The organism is Sporosarcina luteola (assembly GCF_007991495.1).
In the GTDB taxonomy this organism is placed as follows: Bacteria; Bacillota; Bacilli; order Bacillales_A; family Planococcaceae; genus Sporosarcina; species Sporosarcina luteola.
This window is the reverse complement of sequence record NZ_BJYL01000061.1, coordinates 1-19132: the sequence shown is the minus strand read 5'-3', so window position 1 is coordinate 19132 and position 19132 is coordinate 1. Positions and strand designations below refer to the sequence as shown.

At 43.8% G+C, this 19132-nt stretch carries 18 protein-coding genes; 12 read left to right on the top strand and 6 right to left on the bottom strand.

What is annotated here, in order from left to right; all coding sequences use genetic code 11:
- The 4 genes from SLU01_RS17255 to SLU01_RS17240 all read right to left on the bottom strand — a co-directional run bounded on the left by SLU01_RS17255 (position 1) and on the right by SLU01_RS17240 (position 4794).
- Positions 1–1920, bottom strand: coding sequence for a heavy metal translocating P-type ATPase (locus SLU01_RS17255; RefSeq protein WP_147060666.1), 1920 nt, complete (start codon positions 1918–1920; stop codon positions 1–3).
- Between the two features lie 421 nt (positions 1921–2341).
- Positions 2342–3883 (bottom strand): fumarate hydratase, encoded by a 1542-nt coding sequence (locus SLU01_RS17250; RefSeq protein WP_281288411.1) that lies wholly within the window; start codon positions 3881–3883, stop codon positions 2342–2344.
- 20 nt (positions 3884–3903) lie between these two features.
- Positions 3904–4077: an SE1561 family protein gene (locus SLU01_RS17245; protein ID WP_246111034.1), complete on the bottom strand. Its 174-nt coding sequence runs from the start codon at positions 4075–4077 to the stop codon at positions 3904–3906.
- A gap of 330 nt (positions 4078–4407) precedes the next feature.
- Positions 4408–4794, bottom strand: coding sequence for an OsmC family protein (locus SLU01_RS17240; RefSeq protein WP_147060662.1), 387 nt, complete (start codon positions 4792–4794; stop codon positions 4408–4410).
- A 64-nt stretch (positions 4795–4858) separates the two neighbouring features.
- On the opposite strand from SLU01_RS17240, the gene SLU01_RS17235 reads away from it, so the two are divergent.
- Positions 4859–6034 carry an MFS transporter gene (locus SLU01_RS17235; RefSeq protein WP_147060659.1) on the top strand — a complete coding sequence of 392 codons (1176 nt, stop codon included), beginning with the start codon at positions 4859–4861 and terminating at the stop codon, positions 6032–6034.
- 15 nt (positions 6035–6049) lie between these two features.
- On the opposite strand, the gene SLU01_RS17230 is transcribed toward SLU01_RS17235, so the two are convergent.
- Entirely contained in the window at positions 6050–6853 is an 804-nt protein-coding gene (locus SLU01_RS17230; protein ID WP_147060657.1) for a polysaccharide deacetylase family protein, read from the bottom strand.
- A gap of 135 nt (positions 6854–6988) precedes the next feature.
- Between SLU01_RS17230 and recX the strand changes: the two genes are divergently transcribed.
- Both recX and SLU01_RS17220 read left to right on the top strand, forming a co-directional pair.
- Complete coding sequence (gene recX / locus SLU01_RS17225; RefSeq protein WP_147060655.1) at positions 6989–7801, top strand: recombination regulator RecX; 813 nt, start codon at positions 6989–6991, stop codon at positions 7799–7801.
- Positions 7791–8123, top strand: a complete 333-nt coding sequence (locus tag SLU01_RS17220; RefSeq protein WP_147060653.1) for a YfhH family protein — start codon at positions 7791–7793, stop codon at positions 8121–8123. Before recX ends, SLU01_RS17220 begins: the two co-directional genes overlap by 11 nt.
- 172 nt (positions 8124–8295) lie before the next feature.
- Here SLU01_RS17220 and SLU01_RS17215 read toward each other — a convergent pair whose 3' ends face one another.
- The gene (locus SLU01_RS17215; protein ID WP_147060651.1) at positions 8296–9279 is read right to left on the bottom strand and encodes a metal-dependent hydrolase; all 984 of its coding nucleotides are present in this window, start codon (positions 9277–9279) and stop codon (positions 8296–8298) included.
- 205 nt (positions 9280–9484) lie between these two features.
- Here SLU01_RS17215 and mutY point away from each other — a divergent pair, with 205 nt between their 5' ends.
- From mutY to nikC, 9 genes are all read left to right on the top strand, one after another.
- Positions 9485–10555 carry an A/G-specific adenine glycosylase gene (mutY, locus tag SLU01_RS17210; protein WP_147060649.1) on the top strand — a complete coding sequence of 357 codons (1071 nt, stop codon included), beginning with the start codon at positions 9485–9487 and terminating at the stop codon, positions 10553–10555.
- 46 nt (positions 10556–10601) lie between these two features.
- On the top strand, positions 10602–10808 hold the full coding sequence (locus SLU01_RS17205) for a gamma-type small acid-soluble spore protein (protein WP_147060647.1): 207 nt from the start codon (positions 10602–10604) through the stop codon (positions 10806–10808).
- 146 nt (positions 10809–10954) lie between these two features.
- Entirely contained in the window at positions 10955–11503 is a 549-nt protein-coding gene (gene ntdP, locus SLU01_RS17200; protein ID WP_147060645.1) for a nucleoside tri-diphosphate phosphatase, read from the top strand.
- Between the two features lie 70 nt (positions 11504–11573).
- Entirely contained in the window at positions 11574–13319 is a 1746-nt protein-coding gene (locus SLU01_RS17195; RefSeq protein ID WP_147060643.1) for an ABC transporter ATP-binding protein, read from the top strand.
- Positions 13320–13483: 164 nt separating this feature from the next.
- On the top strand, positions 13484–14506 hold the full coding sequence (locus SLU01_RS17190) for an ABC transporter ATP-binding protein (RefSeq protein ID WP_147060641.1): 1023 nt from the start codon (positions 13484–13486) through the stop codon (positions 14504–14506).
- Positions 14478–15491: an ABC transporter ATP-binding protein gene (locus tag SLU01_RS17185; RefSeq protein ID WP_147060639.1), complete on the top strand. Its 1014-nt coding sequence runs from the start codon at positions 14478–14480 to the stop codon at positions 15489–15491. The genes SLU01_RS17190 and SLU01_RS17185 overlap by 29 nt, the downstream gene beginning before the upstream one ends.
- Positions 15488–17071: an ABC transporter substrate-binding protein gene (locus SLU01_RS17180; RefSeq protein ID WP_147060637.1), complete on the top strand. Its 1584-nt coding sequence runs from the start codon at positions 15488–15490 to the stop codon at positions 17069–17071. Before SLU01_RS17185 ends, SLU01_RS17180 begins: the two co-directional genes overlap by 4 nt.
- Positions 17072–17175: 104 nt before the next feature.
- Positions 17176–18180, top strand: coding sequence for an ABC transporter permease (locus SLU01_RS17175; protein WP_147060635.1), 1005 nt, complete (start codon positions 17176–17178; stop codon positions 18178–18180).
- Between the two features lie 17 nt (positions 18181–18197).
- Entirely contained in the window at positions 18198–19094 is an 897-nt protein-coding gene (gene nikC, locus SLU01_RS17170) for a nickel transporter permease (RefSeq protein ID WP_147060633.1), read from the top strand.
- Positions 19095–19132 lie beyond the last annotated feature (38 nt).

Genomic DNA, 19132 nt, shown 5'->3' with positions numbered 1-19132 from the left:
TTACTCCCTCCTACTCGATTGAACGCGATTCAAAAGGCGTAAGCCATTTAATATGACAAGAATTGTGCTGCCTTCATGCCCGATGACGCCTAAAGGTAAATCAACGACTTGCATAAAGTTGGAGATAATAAGAACAGCGATGACTGCAACTGAGAAAAAGACGTTTTGCTTAACGATACGCTGCATCTTCTTTGAAACTTTAATTGCGTAAGAAATGCGAGTAAGATCATTTTGCATAAGAACGACGTCGGCCGTTTCCAATGCGACGTCGGTTCCTTCTCCCATCGCGATTCCGGATGTAGCAGTAGCTAGTGCAGGAGCGTCATTAATGCCGTCTCCAACCATGCCGACTTCTCCATATTCGCTCAAAAGCCCTTTTAACTCCACGACTTTCTTTTCGGGGAGACATTCAGCCACATATCGATCAAGTCCAGCTTCTTTTGCGATTGTCTTGGCCGTCTTTTCATTATCACCCGTCAGCATGATGGATTGAATCCCTAGTTGCTTAAGATCCTTAATTGCCTGAACTGCCTCTGGACGCAACGTATCTTTTAAGGCGATTACTGCGAGTATTCCTTTTGCATCCTTCATGAATACGACTGTTTTACCTTCATCAGAAAGTTGTTGGAGTAAATAATCGTGAAACTCCTCGCTTACTTCTCTCCCGACAAATCTTGGGTTGCCGACTAGAATTTCTTCTGAATCCAACATAGCTCGAATTCCGTAACCTGGTACGTCTTCAATTTCGGGATTTACCCGCTTGGTTATCCCTTGCTCACTTGCATAATTTACAATCGCGAGGGCAAGCGGGTGGTTTGATTGCGCCTCGATACTTGCCAGCAACGCAAGAGTTTCTGAGGTTGCAGCATCTTCACGGACGATGAAATCTGTAACGACCGGCTTTCCTGTTGTCAATGTGCCGGTTTTATCAAACGCTATGGCCTTCAAAGCCCCAAGGTGTTCAAGATGGACGCCACCTTTAAAGAGAATTCCCCGTTTTGCACCATTCGAGACTGCTGCCAAAGTGGCAGGCATGATAGAAGCGACAAGTGCGCAAGGGGAGGCAACGACTAGCAGAACAATCGCACGATAGAACGTTGTCGTCCAATCCCAACCGAACAGGAAATGGGGTAAAAACATCATGACGAGCACGGTGAAAATGACAAGTTTTACATAAGTACCTTCAAATTTTTCAATGAACTGCTGGGATGGTGATTTTTCACTTTGGGCATTTTGGACGAGCGTGATAATTTTTTGGAATAAAGTCTCTGAACTTGGCTTCGTCATTTCCATTTGGATAGCACCACTAATATTGACAGTCCCTGCAAATAATTCGTCTTCCATGCCTTTTGTGACAGGGACGGATTCACCATTGATGGCTGACATATCGATGGAGGTTGTGCCTTGCAAAATGATCCCGTCAACGGGTACTCGCTCTCCGGGTTTAACAAGGATTTTGGATCCTACGGAAAGGGAAGAGGTGGCTACACTTACAGTCGAACCATCATCTTGTATGAGCCATGCCTCCTCGGGCTGCAATTCCATAAGAGCTGATATTTCCTTATGGCTTTTATTCAATGTGTACGTTTCCAGAGCACCGCTAATTGCAAAAATGAATATAAGGATGGCACCTTCAGCCCAATAGCCGATCACCGCTGAACCAATTGCCGCGAAAACCATAAGCATTTCTACATTAAGCTGCCGATCGGCGATTGTTTCCTCGATTCCTTCTTTTGCTTTCGCAAAACCTCCGATTAAAAAGGCGACGATATATAGTGTGATCGAAATCGATTGCGACCCATCTTTGCCAAGCAGCCAGGCGGTCAATATTAATATTCCCGCTAGAACTGCCGCTATCAGTTCCAAATGCGCCGTCCATTTTGATGGTTCATGATAGTCTTCTTTCGTTTGTATTGTCATTTAAGTACCTCCTAATTGAGAATGAATATCATCATCATTCAACTGGTTTATGTAAGAAAGTCAGTTCTGATAAAAGTTTCAATTGATAACGATAATCATTTTGATATTATAATCATTCTAATTAGTAGTATATCATGTGAAGCGAAGAATTGACACTTGAAAGCAAAAAAGTAGAGGAGGAATTTTAAAAATCCCACCCTCTACTTATTTTGCTATATAGAGCGAACTAATGAATTGTGACTGGCATTTTCTGTTGCTTGAAGTGGAAGGCGGCGACTCCAGCGGGAATAGCATGAGCTGAAGACCCCGCAACGCAGCGAAGCGAAGTGAGGAGGCTGAAGCCATGCCCGCGGAAAGCGTCCGCCTGGAACGGAAAGCAACTGTTCGTTTCTTTAGTTTGTTTTATATGGCTATTTATGTTTCAGCTAAAAACCTTTTCTTTGAACTGAGATAGTTTTTCAAGTGATGACTTATCGACATCTGCATGAAGGCTGTTTCCGTGTGAATCCATTGTTACGACGGCAGTAAAATCTTCTACGCGCAGATGCCACATCGCTTCAGGAATGCCGAATTGTAGGAGGTCAACGCCTTCGACCGCTTTAATGCAATCCGCATAGTATTGCGCAGCTCCACCGATTGCATTTAAATAGACGCCGCCGTGCTCTTCTAAAGCAGCAAGTGTTTTCGGACCCATTCCGCCTTTTCCGATGACTGCGCGGATACCGAACTTCTTCATAATATCGCCTTGATAAGGCTCCTCGCGAATGGAGGTAGTTGGTCCGGCCGCTTTAATTTCGTAGCCGCCATCCTCGTTTTTCAAAACGACTGGACCGCAATGGTAAATAATTTGTCCATTTAAATCGACAGGGGAGTCATTTTCGGATAGATGCTTATGAATTGCATCACGACCTGTATACATGCGGCCGCTGATCTTCACGACGTCTCCAACTTTCAAATCACGAATTTGTTCTTCTGATATCGGAGCTGTCAATTCTACAGTACGGGAAGCCTGTTTTGCTTCTTCCTGTTGATCTCCTTGATCGAAGAATGAAAGTTTTTCACCTTCATCATAATGCCAGCTTGTCACACTGCCTGTGGTTGCATCGATATTGACTGCCATACGACGATACGCCCAGCAATTATATGCGACAGAAACAAAAAAGCTTGCTGGAATTCTGTTCATGACGCCGATTTTGCAACCTAGCAACGTTGCCTCACCGCCAAAGCCCATCGTCCCGATGCCGAGCTTATTTGCAGATTCTAAAATATAGGATTCCAGTTCAGCAAGCTGAGGATGAGGATTTACGTCCCCGACTTCTCGGAATAGCTGTTCTTTTGCTAAGTCATAGCCGGAAGCGCGGTCGCCGCCGATACCGACGCCGATGAAACCTGCAGAGCAGCCTTGCCCTTGCGCTTGGTAGACAGAATGGAGAATACATTTACGGATGCCGTCTAAGTCGCGACCCGCGCGTCCTAGGCCTTCTAATTCTGTCGGTAGGCTATATTGGATGTTTTTATTCTCACAGCCGCCGCCTTTTAGAATAAGCCGAACTTCGATATGGTCGTTTTCCCATTGCTCGAATTTCATAACAGGAAGACCTTCGCCAAGATTGTCTCCACTGTTTTCACCCGTTAATGAATCAACGGAGTTTGGCCGCAGCTTTCCATCTTTTGTAGCTTGAACAAGAGCGCGTTTAATAGCGGCTTTAATTTCAAGTTGGTTGACTCCGATAGGCGTTTTTATTTTAAACGTCGGTAGCCCAGTATCCTGGCAAATTGGCGAGATTTTATCATCAGCCATATTGATGTTCTTTGCAATGGTATCTAGACTCAATGCAGACCGTGTACCGGCATCTTCCTTTTCACGTGCGGCTTTAACAGCACGCCGTACATCTTTCGGCAGATTGGTCGATGTTTCGCAAATGAGGTCATACATACTTTTCTCAAGTTGTTCTATGTACATTCTTATTTCCCCCTAAGGAATCATTGATCTTTTTTTATTTGATTCATCTGTTCTTCCAATTCATCGATGAGACTGATGAGCTGATCAATTTCATTGAGATCGGTTGTTTCAGGCTCGATTGATTCGAGTTTTTCTAGAAACTGATGCAGGCGATTTTTCAATTCATCAACTTGTCCATTTTGCCGTTTATCCAAGAAGCACACCTCTTTTCGTCCCTCTAATCGTATATGAAAGATGAGGATTTTTCAATGTAGCACAAGCTGTTTATAATAAATTGAAAATTACCATTAACAAAATGTTTACAATAGGCGAATAACATGGTATACTTCTATTAATCATTAGAAAAGGAGGCCGTAGAGTAGAGACGAATCGAGTCCTTATGAAAAGGAGGGGATCCGTGAACGTTTGACGGCCAGCCGTTTGACGCCTACGAATTATATGCAAAATGAAAGTGAAGATTCAATTCATACGTAAAAGCCCAGTCATTATCTGAATCAGATATGGACTGGGCTTTTATTATGGGGTTACTGACTAAATTCGTATGTGCTGACCACTTGAATGGAATCTTTTACTGATTGAAACATTGAACAGTTTTTTTCCGTCACTTCGATGATTTTGGCCATCTTTTCATCCTCAATCATTTTTCCATCAATTATGAAATGCAAATGGATCTTTTCAACGCGGTTTGCAATTTCTTCATTACGGACAACTTCTTTCACTTCGATTGCAATATGATCAGCCGGCATCCGCTTTCTTTCAAGGATCTTGCGCATTACGCCGCCGCTGCATACTGCAATAGAAGAGACGAGCAATTGGTACGGTCTGAATCCAAATTCATCGTTCGCAGAAATTTGAAGAGTTCCAAATGATGTTTCCGTTTCAAATCCATTTTCAGTCATTTCGAACTTCATTAAAATCAATCCTCCTTATGCTACTATTATAAATGATTTATCAGAAATAAGGAGCGGATTGCTTATGAGTATCATTTCCAAGCCTGAACAACGACGATTTTGGATCCTCGTTATCATCGTTTCGATTTCAGGATTTTCCCAAGGTATGTTATTACCGCTAATCTCGGCCATTTTTGAACGCGACGGGCTTTCAAGTGCTTTGAACGGGCTGAATGCTACAGGACTTTACATAGGTACACTGCTAATCTCTCCATTCATGGAAGCGCCGCTTCGCAAATATGGATATAAGCCTGTCATCGTCCTAGGGGGAATCATTGTTTTTTCATCTTTACTTCTGTTTCCGTTATGGAAGAATGTGATCTTTTGGTTCATATTAAGGCTGTTGATCGGTATTGGGGACCATGCGCTTCATTTTTCGACGCAAACTTGGATTACGAGTACTTCACCTCAACACCGATTAGGTAGAAATATCGCGATATATGGTGTGTCTTTCAGTTTTGGATTTGCGGCGGGGCCTTTATTCGCCCCACTTGTGAACATTTTTGAAGGGTTGCCTTTCATCGTATCCGGATTGCTTTGCATGATGGCATGGCTTCTTGTATTTACGTTGAAAAACGATCATCCGGAAGTTTTGAAGGGAAAAGAGGTCAGTGGAAGCTTTTGGAAAAGGTCTAAAGTTACAATTGCAATTGCATGGATTGCATTTTTAGGACCGTTTGGATACGGTTTCCTGGAATCCTCTTTAAACGCAATGTATCCGGTTTACGCTTTACGAAATGGGTTGGAGCTTACTTCAATTTCATTTATTCTTGCAACGTTTTCGATAGGTGGCATCAGTTCACAAATTCCGCTTGGGATCTTATCAGATAAAATCGGGAGGCATTCTGTTGTCCTCATTGCTTATGGAGGCGGGGCCGTGGCATTTTGGGCAGCAAGTCAAATGGGGAATTCAGTTCCATTGATCTTATTGACGATTTTCATTGCTGGCCTGTTTGTCGGTTCGATCTTTTCCTTGGGCATCTCCTATATGTCGGATTTAGCTCCAAAGGATCTATTGCCGACAGGAAACCTTCTGTGCGGAATTTTCTTTAGCCTCGGCAGCTTGACCGGTCCTTTTGCGGGCGGGTTGTTTTTGGAGTACGTGGAAAATGTCAGCTATCTGCTGATTATTTCAATTCTATTCGGAGTGCTATTCCTCATTTCATTAGTTGGAAAGACTAAAAGAAGCATCCCATCATAAAGGATGCTTCAGGTGTCATCTAAGTATGGAGTTGACATTTTCATATTCCAATACGAGATCATCGAGTGTACGGAATTCATAGCCCGCTTTCTTTGCATCGCGAATGAAGTCGGGGAGTGCTTCGGCATTATCGGGGGATACCGTATGCATAAGGATGAGAGCGCCAGGGTGAAGCTGATTCATCAGTTCGTTATATGCATAATCCCGTCCGCGCGGCTTGTTGGCATGCCAATCAATAAAGGCGACGGACCAGAAAACATGGCGATACCCTAACTCATTTCCTTTGCTTAATAAAGCATCATTGAAAATCCCTTCCGGGGGCCTTGCGTAGATGGTGCGCTCTACACCCGTTGTCTTATAAAGAAGCTCGTCAAATTTCTTCCACTCTTCTTCCATCCTTTCTTCTGAAAGGTTTGCCATATTCGGATGATCATAAGAATGATTACCAATGCCATGTCCCTCTTTAACCATACGCTGGGCAAGTGGGGCTGCACTTTTCAAATAGTGGCCGGTAAGAAAGAATGTTGCGGATACTTCTTCTTTTTTCAATGTATCCAATATATTTTCCGTGTAGCCATTCTCGTATCCATTATCGAACGTCAAATAAGCGATCTTTTCATCTGGCTTTCCCTTATAGATGGCACCATGCTTCTCTAGCATTGATTCGAGGGCGGCCCCTGCGTTTGGAGGAACACCGTTCACCGCTTTTTTAAATCCCCAATGGAATTCCTCCGCTTTTACTGCGAATGGATTGAATAGTATACCGACAACGATGACGAATGCAGCCATAAGAATACCTGGCCCATGTTCTTCAACCATAGAATGCACATCTCCTTTTTTCGTAGCATGTGCGCAGAGATAGAAAGTATACTCGCGAATGATCATTTGACCGATTCAGCTGACCTGAACGAACAGAACATGTATACTTATCTATGACGGGGAGGTTGAACGTGATTGGCAGTTATAACGAAAATCACACAGCAAAAACGTGATCATGAACGATATAATATTTTCATAGATGAAATATACGCATTTAGTGTGCATGAATCGGTATTGGTGAAATTCGGTCTAACGAAAGGAATGCAATTAGACGAATGGTCGAAGAGTGAAATCGAATACGAAGACCAGGTCGAAAAGGCATTCAATCGCGCACTTCACTTTTTATCATTCAGGATGCGAAGCGAATTCGAAGTGAAGAAAAAGCTGATGGATCTGGAATATGGTGAAGCGATTGTTTTGGAAGCGATTGTTAAATTGAGAAGACTTGGGTTTCTTGACGACCAATCGTTTTCCGAAGCATTGCTGAGAACTCAAAAAAATGCTTCCAGCAAAGGGCCGAAAGCGATCCAGCAGGAATTGCAGAAAAAAGGGATCGGGAAGGAGATGCAGGAACAAGTGCTTGAAGAATACTCTGAAGAAGAACAATTTGCAGTCGCTAAAAGACTAGCAGAAAAGGCAGCACTTTCCAACCGTTCTGTTGCTCCGGCACAATTGAAGCAGAAAATCCAAAATGCGCTCGCAAGGAAAGGATTTTCCTTTAGCTTAATCAGCAGTGTTCTAGAGGAAATCGACTTTGGCAGAGAAGAGGACGAATGGGCATCCATAAGCAGTTCAGTCGGAGAGAAAGCGTGGCGTCGGTACAAGTCCAAACATTCGGGCTATGAATTAAGGAACCGTGTTAAACAATCAATGTACCAAAAAGGGATTCCGCTTGATCGAATTGAGCGGTTCATTGAAAAAAAGGAGAACGAAGAAGATGACGAATGATAAGAAGTACAGTGAAATGAGCGAATATGAACTGCGAACTGAAATCGGAAGTCTCATGGAAAAAGCGCGAAAAGCTGAACAAATGGGCATGATCAATGAGTTCGCTGTCTATCAACGCAAAGCGCTTATGGCAAAATCGTATATGATTGACCCTGCAACAATCATTCCAGGTGAGATTTACCGAATTGAAGGAGACGAGGGAGTCTTTTTCAAAGTTGACTACTTGAAGGGCCGTTTTGCATGGGGCTACCGCTTGGGCGGGGAGCGTGCTGAAGAGGCATTGCCGATTGCAATGTTAGAAACAGTGAAAAAAGGAAAGTGATTAAAAATAGCTTGTCGGTCTCCAATTGGATGACCGGCAAGCTATTGTATCGTCCAGCTTCGGGCGCCAGGAGCTCGGGTCATAAGTCAAATCTACTACGTGGCTAAGAGCGCCACTCCGTATCTTCGCCTTATGCCTGTCGCTCCTGAGCAGGCGCCCTACGCTTTTGTATTTAAGAATTAGGGATAAAGTTTAATTTTTTACGAAGTTTGTCCTCTGAAAAAATCCAACCCGTATACGAATTGATGACTTCCATCTCCTGATTGACATGGGCAACTGCAACGAACGGATAATAACCTTTGCTTCGGTAGCGTAAATCGATAAGCCTGACTTCATACAAATCTCCTACATACGAAACCGACCATCTGTAAATAGGAGAAAACGATACGAACGCCTGGATATTTGGGTCTTCCATTGCCGCATCGATATAAGGCGATTCAGGCATTGTCTCCCTTTCAAATCGATCGTATATATTGACGGAACGGCCGTACGCTCGTCCGACATAGTGGCACTTCTCATTGGAAGCGGCAACTCTCCATTGGAAAAAATGCATAGTCGGCGCGATGAAAATATCTTCGGCGTCTGGAATTGTTACACGGACCGCGTGTTTCACGGCGGCTTTTACAGCAAATCGCAGCAAATAGTATAAGAAAACTACTATATACAAAACGACAAAAGTAAAAACCGGTTCAGCCCCGAACATCCAAGCGGCAATTGCTAAAACATGCAATGCAAATATGATCGGGTCGAATGTGTTAATAACTCCAATGGCTACCCATTGATTGGAAAAAGGCCTTAACGCTTGTGTCCCGTAAGAGTTGAAAATATCAACAAATACATGGAGGAACACAGCTAAAAATGTCCATGCCCAAAGGTGAAAGAACGCAGATTCGGGAAAGATGAACGACAGCAATATCGAAATGACAAGCGGCCAAAGCAATATAGCAGGTATCGAATGGGTGATCCCGCGATGGTTTCGTATATATACCGCGTTATTCCTCAATTTAAGTACAGTATCAATATCAGGAATCAACGAGCCGGACACAACCCCGATAAATACCGCTGTCATCGTGACGGAGTCTGATGCAACAACGGGATCCGCCAATGTCAGCCCGCATACGGCAGCTCCCATGACTATATGTGTTCCGGTATCCAAAAAAATCACTCCCTCTAGTTGACAAATAAACAAGTCATTGGAATGTACGATCTCTATTAAACGAACTAATTAGTGTTTGATTAACTTGTTGCTTGAAGTGGAAAGCGTCCGCCTGGAACGGAAAGCAACTATTTATTGAGTTCGTTTCATATAGTATATACCCTATTTTTCATTAACGAAAAGCATATGCAAAACGGAGGTACTCATGCAACTGTTTGAACAGAAAGAAAATTTCAGGAAAGCATTAATTACATGGTATTTAACAGAAAAGAGAGACCTTCCGTGGAGAAGGACAAACAACCCCTATTACATCTGGGTATCCGAAGTAATGCTCCAACAAACACGGGTAGATACCGTCATCCCTTACTATGAACGGTTCATCGAAAAATTTCCAACGCTTGCTGACTTAGCTGAAGCAAAGGAAGAAGACGTGTTGAAAATGTGGGAAGGGCTAGGGTATTACTCACGCGGACGAAATCTGCAAGCCGGAGTCAAGGAAGTAGTTGCAGAATACGACGGTCAAATTCCGGGAAATCGAAAAGACATCTCCCGGTTAAAAGGTGTTGGACCGTATACGGCCGGCGCCGTGCTAAGCATAGCTTTCGGAGTACCCGAACATGCTGTAGACGGAAATGTCATGAGAGTGCTATCGCGCCTTTTATTGATAGAAGAGGACATCGCCATTCCGCGTACGCGTAAAATATTTGAAGACGTCGTCATGGAATTGATTGATGAGGAAGATCCTTCTTCATTCAACCAAGGATTGATGGAACTTGGTGCAACGATATGTACGCCGAATCCAAGATGCCTTCTTTGCCCAGTACGGGATTTTTGCATCGCTTTCCATGAAGGGAAGCAGGGAGAATTGCCCGTCAAATCCAAAAAGGTGAGAATGAAGACAATCCCGCAAGTCTCCTTCGCAATTCGGAATCCTGACGGAAAATGGCTTATGAGACAACGCCCGACAACAGGACTTTTAGCGAATATGTGGGAATTCCCGATGGTCGAAAGCACAGGTGATGCATCGGCCGAAGAACTTTTCCGAGCGGCCTATGGCCTGGAAATTAGTAATATAAAGCCGCTTCTTGACTTTACACATATCTTCTCCCATCTCACATGGAATATGAAAAGCTATTTGTCGACAACGGTGAAAGAGGCACCTGAAGGATTCAAATTTTTATCAAATGACGAAGTCGAGGCATTGCCGAAAGCAATTCCCGTCGTGAAAATTTGGGAAGAAATCAAAAAAACATTTGAAATTAATACCAAAGGATAAAAAGAACCGATTTGCATATCATATTGGTCACGGAGGTGAAAAATCCATGACAAACAAAAATCGAAACAACTTCAATCAACAAACCCCACAAGCTTCGTTCACTGATCCAAACAAAGTGAAAAAGCAAATTATGTCCGAAGAGTTTGGATCCGAAACAGATGTGAACGAAGTTCGTAAGCAAAACCAGCAATCAGAAATGAACAAAACAAACACTTCTGGTGGAGCAGGGAGTTTCGACAATCAGTCTAAATAATGGACATTCATCACCGGCCGGCAGCTTTAGCTGCCGGTTTTTTTAGATGAATGAATGTTTTAAGGTAAAATGTTTTAATTTCACATGCTCAATTGGTATAATGTACGAATATTAAGGTTTTCGAAATTTAAAGGTGGTTTTTTCCGATGACAATACCGAAAGAAGGAGAAACGATACAAGTACATAGTTACAAGCATGACGGTAATATTCATCGCGTTTGGCAAGAAACGACCGTCCTAAAAGGAACGCGTAACATTGTAATAGGGGCAAACGAAAGAACACTCGTGACTGAGGCGGATGGAAGAACCTGGTTGACGAGAGAGCCATCCATATGTTATTTCCATGCAGAACATTGGTTTAACATCATTTGCATGCTGCGTGAAGATGGCGTCTATTATTACGTGAATATGAGTTCACCATTCGTGTATGATAACCAATCATTGAAATATATTGATTATGACTTGGATGTAAAAGTATTTCCAGACATGAGCTATTTGATCTTGGATGAGGATGAATATGCAGAGCATAAGAAGAAAATGAATTATCCGGAAGTGATCGATCAAATATTAAAGCGGAACCTTGATAAGCTGCTCATGTGGATTAAACAGCGCAAAGGACCGTTTGCACCTGATTTCATAGAAGTTTGGACGTCCAGGTATCGGTTCTATAAACAGGTTAAGAAAAATGATCAATGAAAGCCTGTCTGCTTCCATGCAGTTAGGCTTTTTATAATTTGAATACTTTAAGATGGGAGGGAGTAGCAAAATGGGAGAAAGCATTAAACGGTATTTAAAGTTTGTCAGACCATATAATTGGCAAATTCTCTTAACCATTCTAATCGGCATTGTCAAATTCGCTATTCCTTTGTTCATTCCATATCTTATTAAAATTGTCATCGACGATATTATTGGTGCGGAATTGCTCAGTGATGCAGAAAAGACAAAGCAATTATTCCTATGGCTCGGCGGAACGGTGTTATTATTTTTCATCATACGACCGCCTGTCGAGTATTATCGACAATACTTTGCACAATATGTCAGCAATAAAATTCTGTACGATATCCGTGAAAATCTGTATGCCCATCTTCAAAGACTGGGGCTCCGTTATTATTCCAATACGCGTGCAGGTGAGGTTATTTCCCGCGTCATTAATGATGTGGAGCAAACGAAGAATTTCGTAACGATTGGTCTGATGAATGTCTGGCTTGATTTGGCGACAATTATCATCGCGACGATTATTATGCTCTCGATGGACGTGCCGTTAACGATCGTGACATTATTGGCATTCCCGTTTTACGCCTACAGTGTAAAGCATTTCTTCGGAAAGTTGAGGACGTTGACGAGGAAACGTTCCCAAGCGCTTGCGGATGTGCAAAGTTATTTGCATGAAAGAGTTTCCGGAATCAGTGTCATTAAAAGCTTTGCGCTTGAAGAGAAGGAACAGGAACGTTTTGATGAAACGAATGGCAATTTCCTGGATAAGGCGCTCGATCATACGAGGTGGAATGCGAAAGCCTTCGCTGTCGTCAATACGATAACCGACGTTGCTCCGCTCTTAGTCATCGCCTACGCGGGTTATCAAGTGATCAACGGTGATTTATCAGTCGGTGTAATGGTTGCGTTCATCGCCTATATCGACCGTCTCTATAATCCACTTCGACGATTAGTCAATGCATCTACATCTTTGACTCAATCATTCGCTTCGATGGACCGTGTCTTTGAATTAATGGAAGAGCCTTATGATATAAAAGATAAAAGCGACGCCAAATCATTGCCGCGGATCGAAGGAGAAATCGAATTTGAAAATGTGCGTTTTTCTTATGAGGAAGACGATAATCCGGTTCTGCGGGATGTCAATTTCACAGTCAAGCCGGGAGAAACTGTCGCATTAGTAGGAATGAGCGGCGGCGGAAAGTCGACAATCGTCAGTTTGATACCCCGATTTTATGATGTCACTTCCGGTTCAATCAAAATTGACGGGAATGATTTGCGCAATGTCCAATTGAAATCATTGCGAGACCAAATCGGACTTGTATTGCAGGATAGTATCCTCTTCAGCGATTCTGTAAAAAGTAATATTTTGATGGGTAATCCGGATGCGACAGATGAAGAAGTGATTGCCGCGGCTAAAGCTGCGAATGCCCATGACTTCATTGAATCGTTACCGGAAGGATATGAAACAACAGTCGGTGAACGAGGAGTGAAATTGTCTGGAGGGCAGAAGCAGCGGATTGCCATTGCACGGGTATTTCTTAAAAATCCGCCATTGCTCATCCTTGATGAAGCGACATCCGCATTGGATCTTGAAAGTGAAGCCCTCATCCAAGATTCTCTCGAACGATTGGCAAGTGACCGGACAACGTTGATCGTTGCCCACAGGCTGTCCACAATCACCCATGCGGATAAAATATTTGTCATTGACCACGGAGAGTTAAAAGAGGCCGGTAACCATGTTGAACTAATGGAGAAAAAAGGCATCTATTATAACCTGTTTCAAGTTCAATCAATATGACGCAAAAAGGAGCTACCGAACTACTTCGGTAGCTTTTTGTTATTCCATTACTTAGAGAAACCCGCGAAAACATTGATCTATTAAAATTGCATATTGCCTTTTATTCAATAGAAAGTATAATGGGTATAATTAGATGTTTCAGAAAAAAATGAAAAGGTGATCTGATGAATAAGCGGAAACGAATTCTAGAGGTTAACGACTTACAGACTACCTTTTTTACGGATTCCGGGGAAATTCCTGCTGTCGACCATATCAACTTTCATCTTAGGGATGGTGAAATTTTAGGGATCGTTGGGGAATCAGGGTGTGGAAAAAGCGTAACTTCTCTATCTGTCATGGGGCTAGTGCCCAGTCCGCCTGGAAAAATCGTTGGTGGAGAAATTTTATATAACGATCAGGATTTAACAAGGTTATCAGAAAAAGAAATGAGGCAAATTCGCGGAAATGACATTGCGATGATCTTTCAGGAGCCGATGACTTCGCTGAATCCGCTATTTACAATCGGCAACCAGATGGTCGAAGCAATCTTGCTTCATGAAAAAGACTGGTCGAAAAAGAAGGCGCAGGAAAGAGCTGTCGAAATGTTAAAGCTCGTCGGTTTGCCGCGTGCCGATGCGCTATTGAAGGACTATCCGCACCAACTTTCGGGGGGAATGCGGCAAAGGGTCATGATTGCAATGGCGCTTGTCTGCAATCCGAGAATATTGATAGCGGATGAACCGACAACAGCGCTCGACGTGACGATTCAAGCACAAATACTGAAATTGATGAAAGACCTAAACGTCCGTTTGGGGACTGCCATACTATTGATTACCCATGATCTGGGAGTTGTTGCGGAATCTTGTGAGCGGGTCGTTGTGATGTACGCAGGGCAAATCATTGAAGAGGCACCGACGAAACTCATTTTTGAGGATCCACAGCATCCATATACAAAAGGTCTGATTCAGTCCGTACCCGATATGCGTTATAAGAAGGATCGACTTTATTCCATTCCGGGGAATGTGCCCAAGCCTGGTTCCATAACGAGCGGCTGTAGGTTCGCGGCACGATGTGAGTTTGCGTTTGAACGGTGCTGGAAGGAAAATCCCGAGCTTTATGAAACAGCAGATGTTCATCAAACTCGTTGTTTCCTATACGACGAAGGAAGGGTGAAGCCGGATGTCCACAACGCCTTTATTGAAAGTTAAAAACCTGAAAAAACATTTTCCAATTCGAAAAGGGATGTTCGGGAAAACGGTCGGACATGTGAAAGCTGTCGATGACGTTTCGTTCTTTGTGAATGAAGGGGAAACGCTCGGTATCGTCGGTGAAAGCGGCTGTGGTAAATCGACGACGGGGCGAGTGCTTATGCGCTTACTTGAACCTACAGAAGGGGAAATTGAGTTTGATGGAAAAGCCCTTACTTCATTAAGTCTGGAAGAGATGAGAAAAACACGCCGCGATATCCAAATGGTGTTTCAAGATCCCTATGCATCATTGAATCCACGTCATACGATCGGCAAGATCCTTGAGGAGCCGCTCATCGTCCACGGCATTTCAGATTCGAAGGAAAGGAAGAAGAAAGTCAACGAGTTTTTAGAGATCGTTGGTTTGAATGCATACCATGCGAAACGCTATCCGCACCAATTCAGTGGAGGGCAAAGGCAGAGGATCGGCATTGCGCGCGCATTGATGACAAATCCGAAACTGATCATTGCGGATGAGCCAGTTTCCGCATTGGACGTGTCCATTCAGGCGCAAGTTTTGAATTTGATGCAGGATCTTCAAAAGGAGTTCAACCTTACGTATATTTTCATCGCCCATGATCTCGGGGTTGTCCGGCATATTAGCGATCGGGTTGCTGTCATGTATTTAGGGAAGATGGTGGAAGTTGCGGACAGTGAACAGCTATACGAAAAACCGCTGCATCCATACACACAAGCTCTATTATCGGCAGTGCCCGTGCCGGACCCGGATTTTCAGAAGGAACAGATCATCATAGAAGGAGACATCCCCAATCCGGCAGACCCGCCAACCGGGTGCACATTCCATACACGTTGCCCGTTTAAGATGGACATCTGCACGAAGGTTACGCCGCAACTTACGGAACAATCTACCGGTCATTCTGTTGCCTGTCATCTTTACGAAAGCCAGGTCGACAATGATATAAAACAATTGGAGGGGTCTCTATGAATAAAAAGAGAATGTGGTCAGCTGCGCTGCTGCTAATGCTAGTTCTGTCAACTGTGCTCGCAGCCTGTGGAGGTAATAGTGGAAGTGGAAGTGATAAAGATACGCTGGTCTTCGGCCGAGGAGGCGATTCCACTTCACTGGATCCGTCAAGAGTAACAGAAGGTGAAACTTTCAAGGTAACCGTCAATCTATTCGAGACATTATTGAACTTTGGCGAGGAAGATACAACAGTCCAAGCCGGACTCGCAAAGGAATGGAACACGGATGATGGCTTGACATACACTTTTCAATTGGAAGAAGGCGTCAAATTCCATGATGGAACAGATTTCAATGCTGACGCAGTTGTAAAGAACTTTGAGCGTTGGGCAAATGGCGATGCCGATAAGTTCCCTTACTACGACACGATGTTTGGTGGTTTTAAAGATGATGAAAGTCATGTCATTGACTCCGTCACTGCTGATGGGGACTACACTGTCATCATCAAATTGAAACGACCGCAAGCACCATTCTTGAAGAATATTGCGATGAGTATGTTCGCAATTGCAAGTCCAACCGCCTTTGAACAGGGCGACGACCAATTCGAAAGAAATCCAGTCGGTACAGGTCCTTTTAAATTTGTAGATTGGAAAACAAATGATTCCATTACGATTGAAAAATTCGATGACTATTGGCAAGAAGGATTGCCGAAGTTGAACAAGGTCGTCTTCAGATCGATTCCGGATAACTCTGCAAGGCTAAATGCATTGATTGCCGGGGAAATAGATCTTGCAGATGGCATTAATCCATCTGATGCAGGGAAAATCGAAGAGAATGGCGATCTGCAATTGATTAAACGCCCTTCCATGAATGTCGGCTACCTTGGATTGACAGTTACACGTGAACCATTTGATAAGAAAGAAGTTCGTCAGGCAATGAACCATGCAATTGATAAAGAAACGATTATCAATTCATTCTTCGAAGGGCAGGCGGATAGCGCGAAAAACCCGATGCCGCCGTCTATTTCCGGATATAACGATGACATTGAAGAATATGACTATAATCCGGAAAAAGCGAAGGAATTATTGGCGAAAGCCGGCTATCCGGACGGATTCGAAATGGAACTTTGGGCAATGCCTGTTCCTCGTCCTTACATGCCAGATGGAGCAAAAGTGGCAGAAGTTATTCAAAGTAATCTAGCGGACATTGGTGTGAAAGCGAAAATTGTAACGTATGAATGGGGAACGTATTTGGATAAGGCGAGTAAAGGGGAAGCGGATGCTTTCATGCTAGGTTGGACCGGAGATAACGGTGACGCTGATAACTTCCTTTATGCACTTTTGGACGAAGATAATATTCCTAGCAACAACTACACGTACTTTAAAAATGCGAAAATGCATGATTTGTTTATTGAAGCACAGACGGAAGTAGATGAGGATAAGCGTATTGAGCTGTATAAGGAAGCGCAAGAAATCATCCATGAGGAGGCGCCATGGGTACCACTTGCCCACTCTACACCACTTCTCGCAGCAGCTAAAGATTTGAGTGGATTCGTTCCACACCCAACAGGCTCAGACTTATTATCAAACGTTGAATTTAAATGATGATTCCATATTCCTCATAGCAATGAAAAAAAGAGGGGGAGGGGTCAGATTTCCTCCCTCTTTCAATTTATCAAATGAAGAAACCGTGATGGTGAGGTGAAGGTATGCTCAGTTACGTCGGCAGAAGATTATTACAGCTAATACCCGTATTACTCGGCATGGTCTTCATCGTTTTCATGATGATTCGAGCGATACCTGGGAATCCCGCCCAAATCATTTTGGGGCAGCAAGCGACAGCTGAAGCGGTCGCAGCGATGAATGCGAGATTAGGGTTGGATCAACCATGGTATATCCAGTTTTTTAAATACTTGGGCGGGATATTACAAGGTGATCTCGGCGAGTCGATGCGCACGCGGCTTCCGGTCGCTGATGAAATATGGCCACATCTGGCCGCAACGATGGAGCTCGCTTTTTTTGCAATTTTAATCGCGATTGTTATAGGGGTAAATGCGGGCATTGTTTCAGCATGGTTCCAAAATTCATGGTTCGACTACATAGCGATGATTTTGGCACTCGTTGGCGTCTCCATGCCGATTTTTTGGTTAGGACTTTTAGGACAGTGGGCATTTGCAATTGAATTTAGTTGGCTGCCTACGACAGGGAGGGAACAGGTGAGAGATCCGGTTAACGCCATCACGCATCTGTATGTCATCGACACGATCATCCAAGGCCGATTCGATCAATTATGGCAAGTCATCCGCCATCTAATATTGCCGGGTATTGCACTTGCGACGATACCGATGGCGATTATTGCACGGATGACGCGCTCCAGCATGCTTGAAGTGATGCGCTCCGATTACATCAGAACTGCTCGGGCGAAGGGGCAGAAAATGTTTTGGGTCGTTTATAAACATGCTTTCAAAAACGCGGTCATTCCAGTATTGACGATAATTGGTCTGCAAATGGGAATGCTGCTGGGCGGCGCTATTTTGACGGAAACGATCTTTGCATGGCCAGGCATTGGAAGGTATATATATGATGCTATTAACTTCAGGGATTATCCCGTTATCCAATCAGGGATACTCGTTGTCGCCTTCATCTTCGTCATGATTAACCTAATCGTCGACTTGCTCTATGGTCTGATCGATTCGAGGATTAAATATGACTGAGGAAGGGGGAATGGGACATGTCTGAACTTACGCCTAAAATGGACGGAATTGTAGAAGCGGAAATCGACAGAACAACAGGCCCGTGGAAAGACGCGTGGCGGAGCTTTAGGAAGAGCAAGGTGGCGGTTGTCGGAATGGTCATCATCCTCTTTTTTGTGCTACTTGCCATTTTTGGCCCTTTGATTGCGAAAGAAGGGATCAACGAACAGTTGGCAGCTGACCGGCTTCAACCGCCATCTTCTGAATACTGGCTTGGAACGGATGATTTCGGCAGGGATATCCTGTCACGTATTATCCACGGTGCGCGAATATCGCTGTCCGTTGGGTTTCTGTCCGTCATCGCCTCAGTCATTGTCGGTAGCTTTTTAGGAATTGTGGCCGGTTATTACGGTAGATGGACAGACATCATCATATCAAGGATTTTTGATATTATGCTTGCATTTCCATCGATTCTGTTGGCAATCGCCATTGTATCGGTTTTAGGACCGGGTCTGGAGAATGCCTTGATTGCCATCGCCATCATCAATGTGCCGAATTTCGGGCGGCTAATCCGTTCAAAAGTGCTCAGCATTAAAGAAGATGAGTACATTACAGCTGCAAAGGCAATTGGAATGAAGGATGCCCGAATTTTATTCTCGCATATTCTTCCTAATTCCATGGCTCCGGTCATCGTTCAAGGGACGCTTGCGGTGGCAACGGCTATTCTTGAAGCGGCGGCCCTTGGCTTCTTGGGATTGGGAGCTCAGGCACCTCAACCGGAATGGGGGAAAATGCTGGCAGATTCAAAATCCTATTTGCAATCCGCACCATGGACGATGTTATTTCCTGGACTGGCGATCATGTTGACAGTGTTAGGTTTTAACTTGATGGGTGATGGTTTGCGTGATGCGCTTGATCCGAAAATGAAAAGCTGAAAAAACATCCTTGGCCGATTTGGCCAAGGATGTTTTTA

What these genes read in the sequence shown, in the direction of transcription:
- SLU01_RS17255 (WP_147060666.1), bottom strand. Translation starts at nt 1,920, where the DNA reads ATGACAATACAAACGAAAGAAGACTATCATGAACCATCAAAATGGACG.
- SLU01_RS17235 (WP_147060659.1), top strand. Translation starts at nt 4,859, where the DNA reads ATGAGTATCATTTCCAAGCCTGAACAACGACGATTTTGGATCCTCGTT.
- SLU01_RS17240 (WP_147060662.1), bottom strand. Translation starts at nt 4,794, where the DNA reads ATGAAGTTCGAAATGACTGAAAATGGATTTGAAACGGAAACATCATTT.
- SLU01_RS17205 (WP_147060647.1), top strand. Translation starts at nt 10,602, where the DNA reads ATGACAAACAAAAATCGAAACAACTTCAATCAACAAACCCCACAAGCT.
- SLU01_RS17190 (WP_147060641.1), top strand. Translation starts at nt 13,484, where the DNA reads ATGAATAAGCGGAAACGAATTCTAGAGGTTAACGACTTACAGACTACC.
- SLU01_RS17180 (WP_147060637.1), top strand. Translation starts at nt 15,488, where the DNA reads ATGAATAAAAAGAGAATGTGGTCAGCTGCGCTGCTGCTAATGCTAGTT.
- mutY (WP_147060649.1), top strand. Translation starts at nt 9,485, where the DNA reads ATGCAACTGTTTGAACAGAAAGAAAATTTCAGGAAAGCATTAATTACA.
- SLU01_RS17220 (WP_147060653.1), top strand. Translation starts at nt 7,791, where the DNA reads ATGACGAATGATAAGAAGTACAGTGAAATGAGCGAATATGAACTGCGA.
- SLU01_RS17230 (WP_147060657.1), bottom strand. Translation starts at nt 6,853, where the DNA reads ATGGTTGAAGAACATGGGCCAGGTATTCTTATGGCTGCATTCGTCATC.
- nikC (WP_147060633.1), top strand. Translation starts at nt 18,198, where the DNA reads ATGTCTGAACTTACGCCTAAAATGGACGGAATTGTAGAAGCGGAAATC.
- ntdP (WP_147060645.1), top strand. Translation starts at nt 10,955, where the DNA reads ATGACAATACCGAAAGAAGGAGAAACGATACAAGTACATAGTTACAAG.
- SLU01_RS17175 (WP_147060635.1), top strand. Translation starts at nt 17,176, where the DNA reads ATGCTCAGTTACGTCGGCAGAAGATTATTACAGCTAATACCCGTATTA.
- SLU01_RS17250 (WP_281288411.1), bottom strand. Translation starts at nt 3,883, where the DNA reads ATGTACATAGAACAACTTGAGAAAAGTATGTATGACCTCATTTGCGAA.
- SLU01_RS17185 (WP_147060639.1), top strand. Translation starts at nt 14,478, where the DNA reads ATGTCCACAACGCCTTTATTGAAAGTTAAAAACCTGAAAAAACATTTT.
- SLU01_RS17195 (WP_147060643.1), top strand. Translation starts at nt 11,574, where the DNA reads ATGGGAGAAAGCATTAAACGGTATTTAAAGTTTGTCAGACCATATAAT.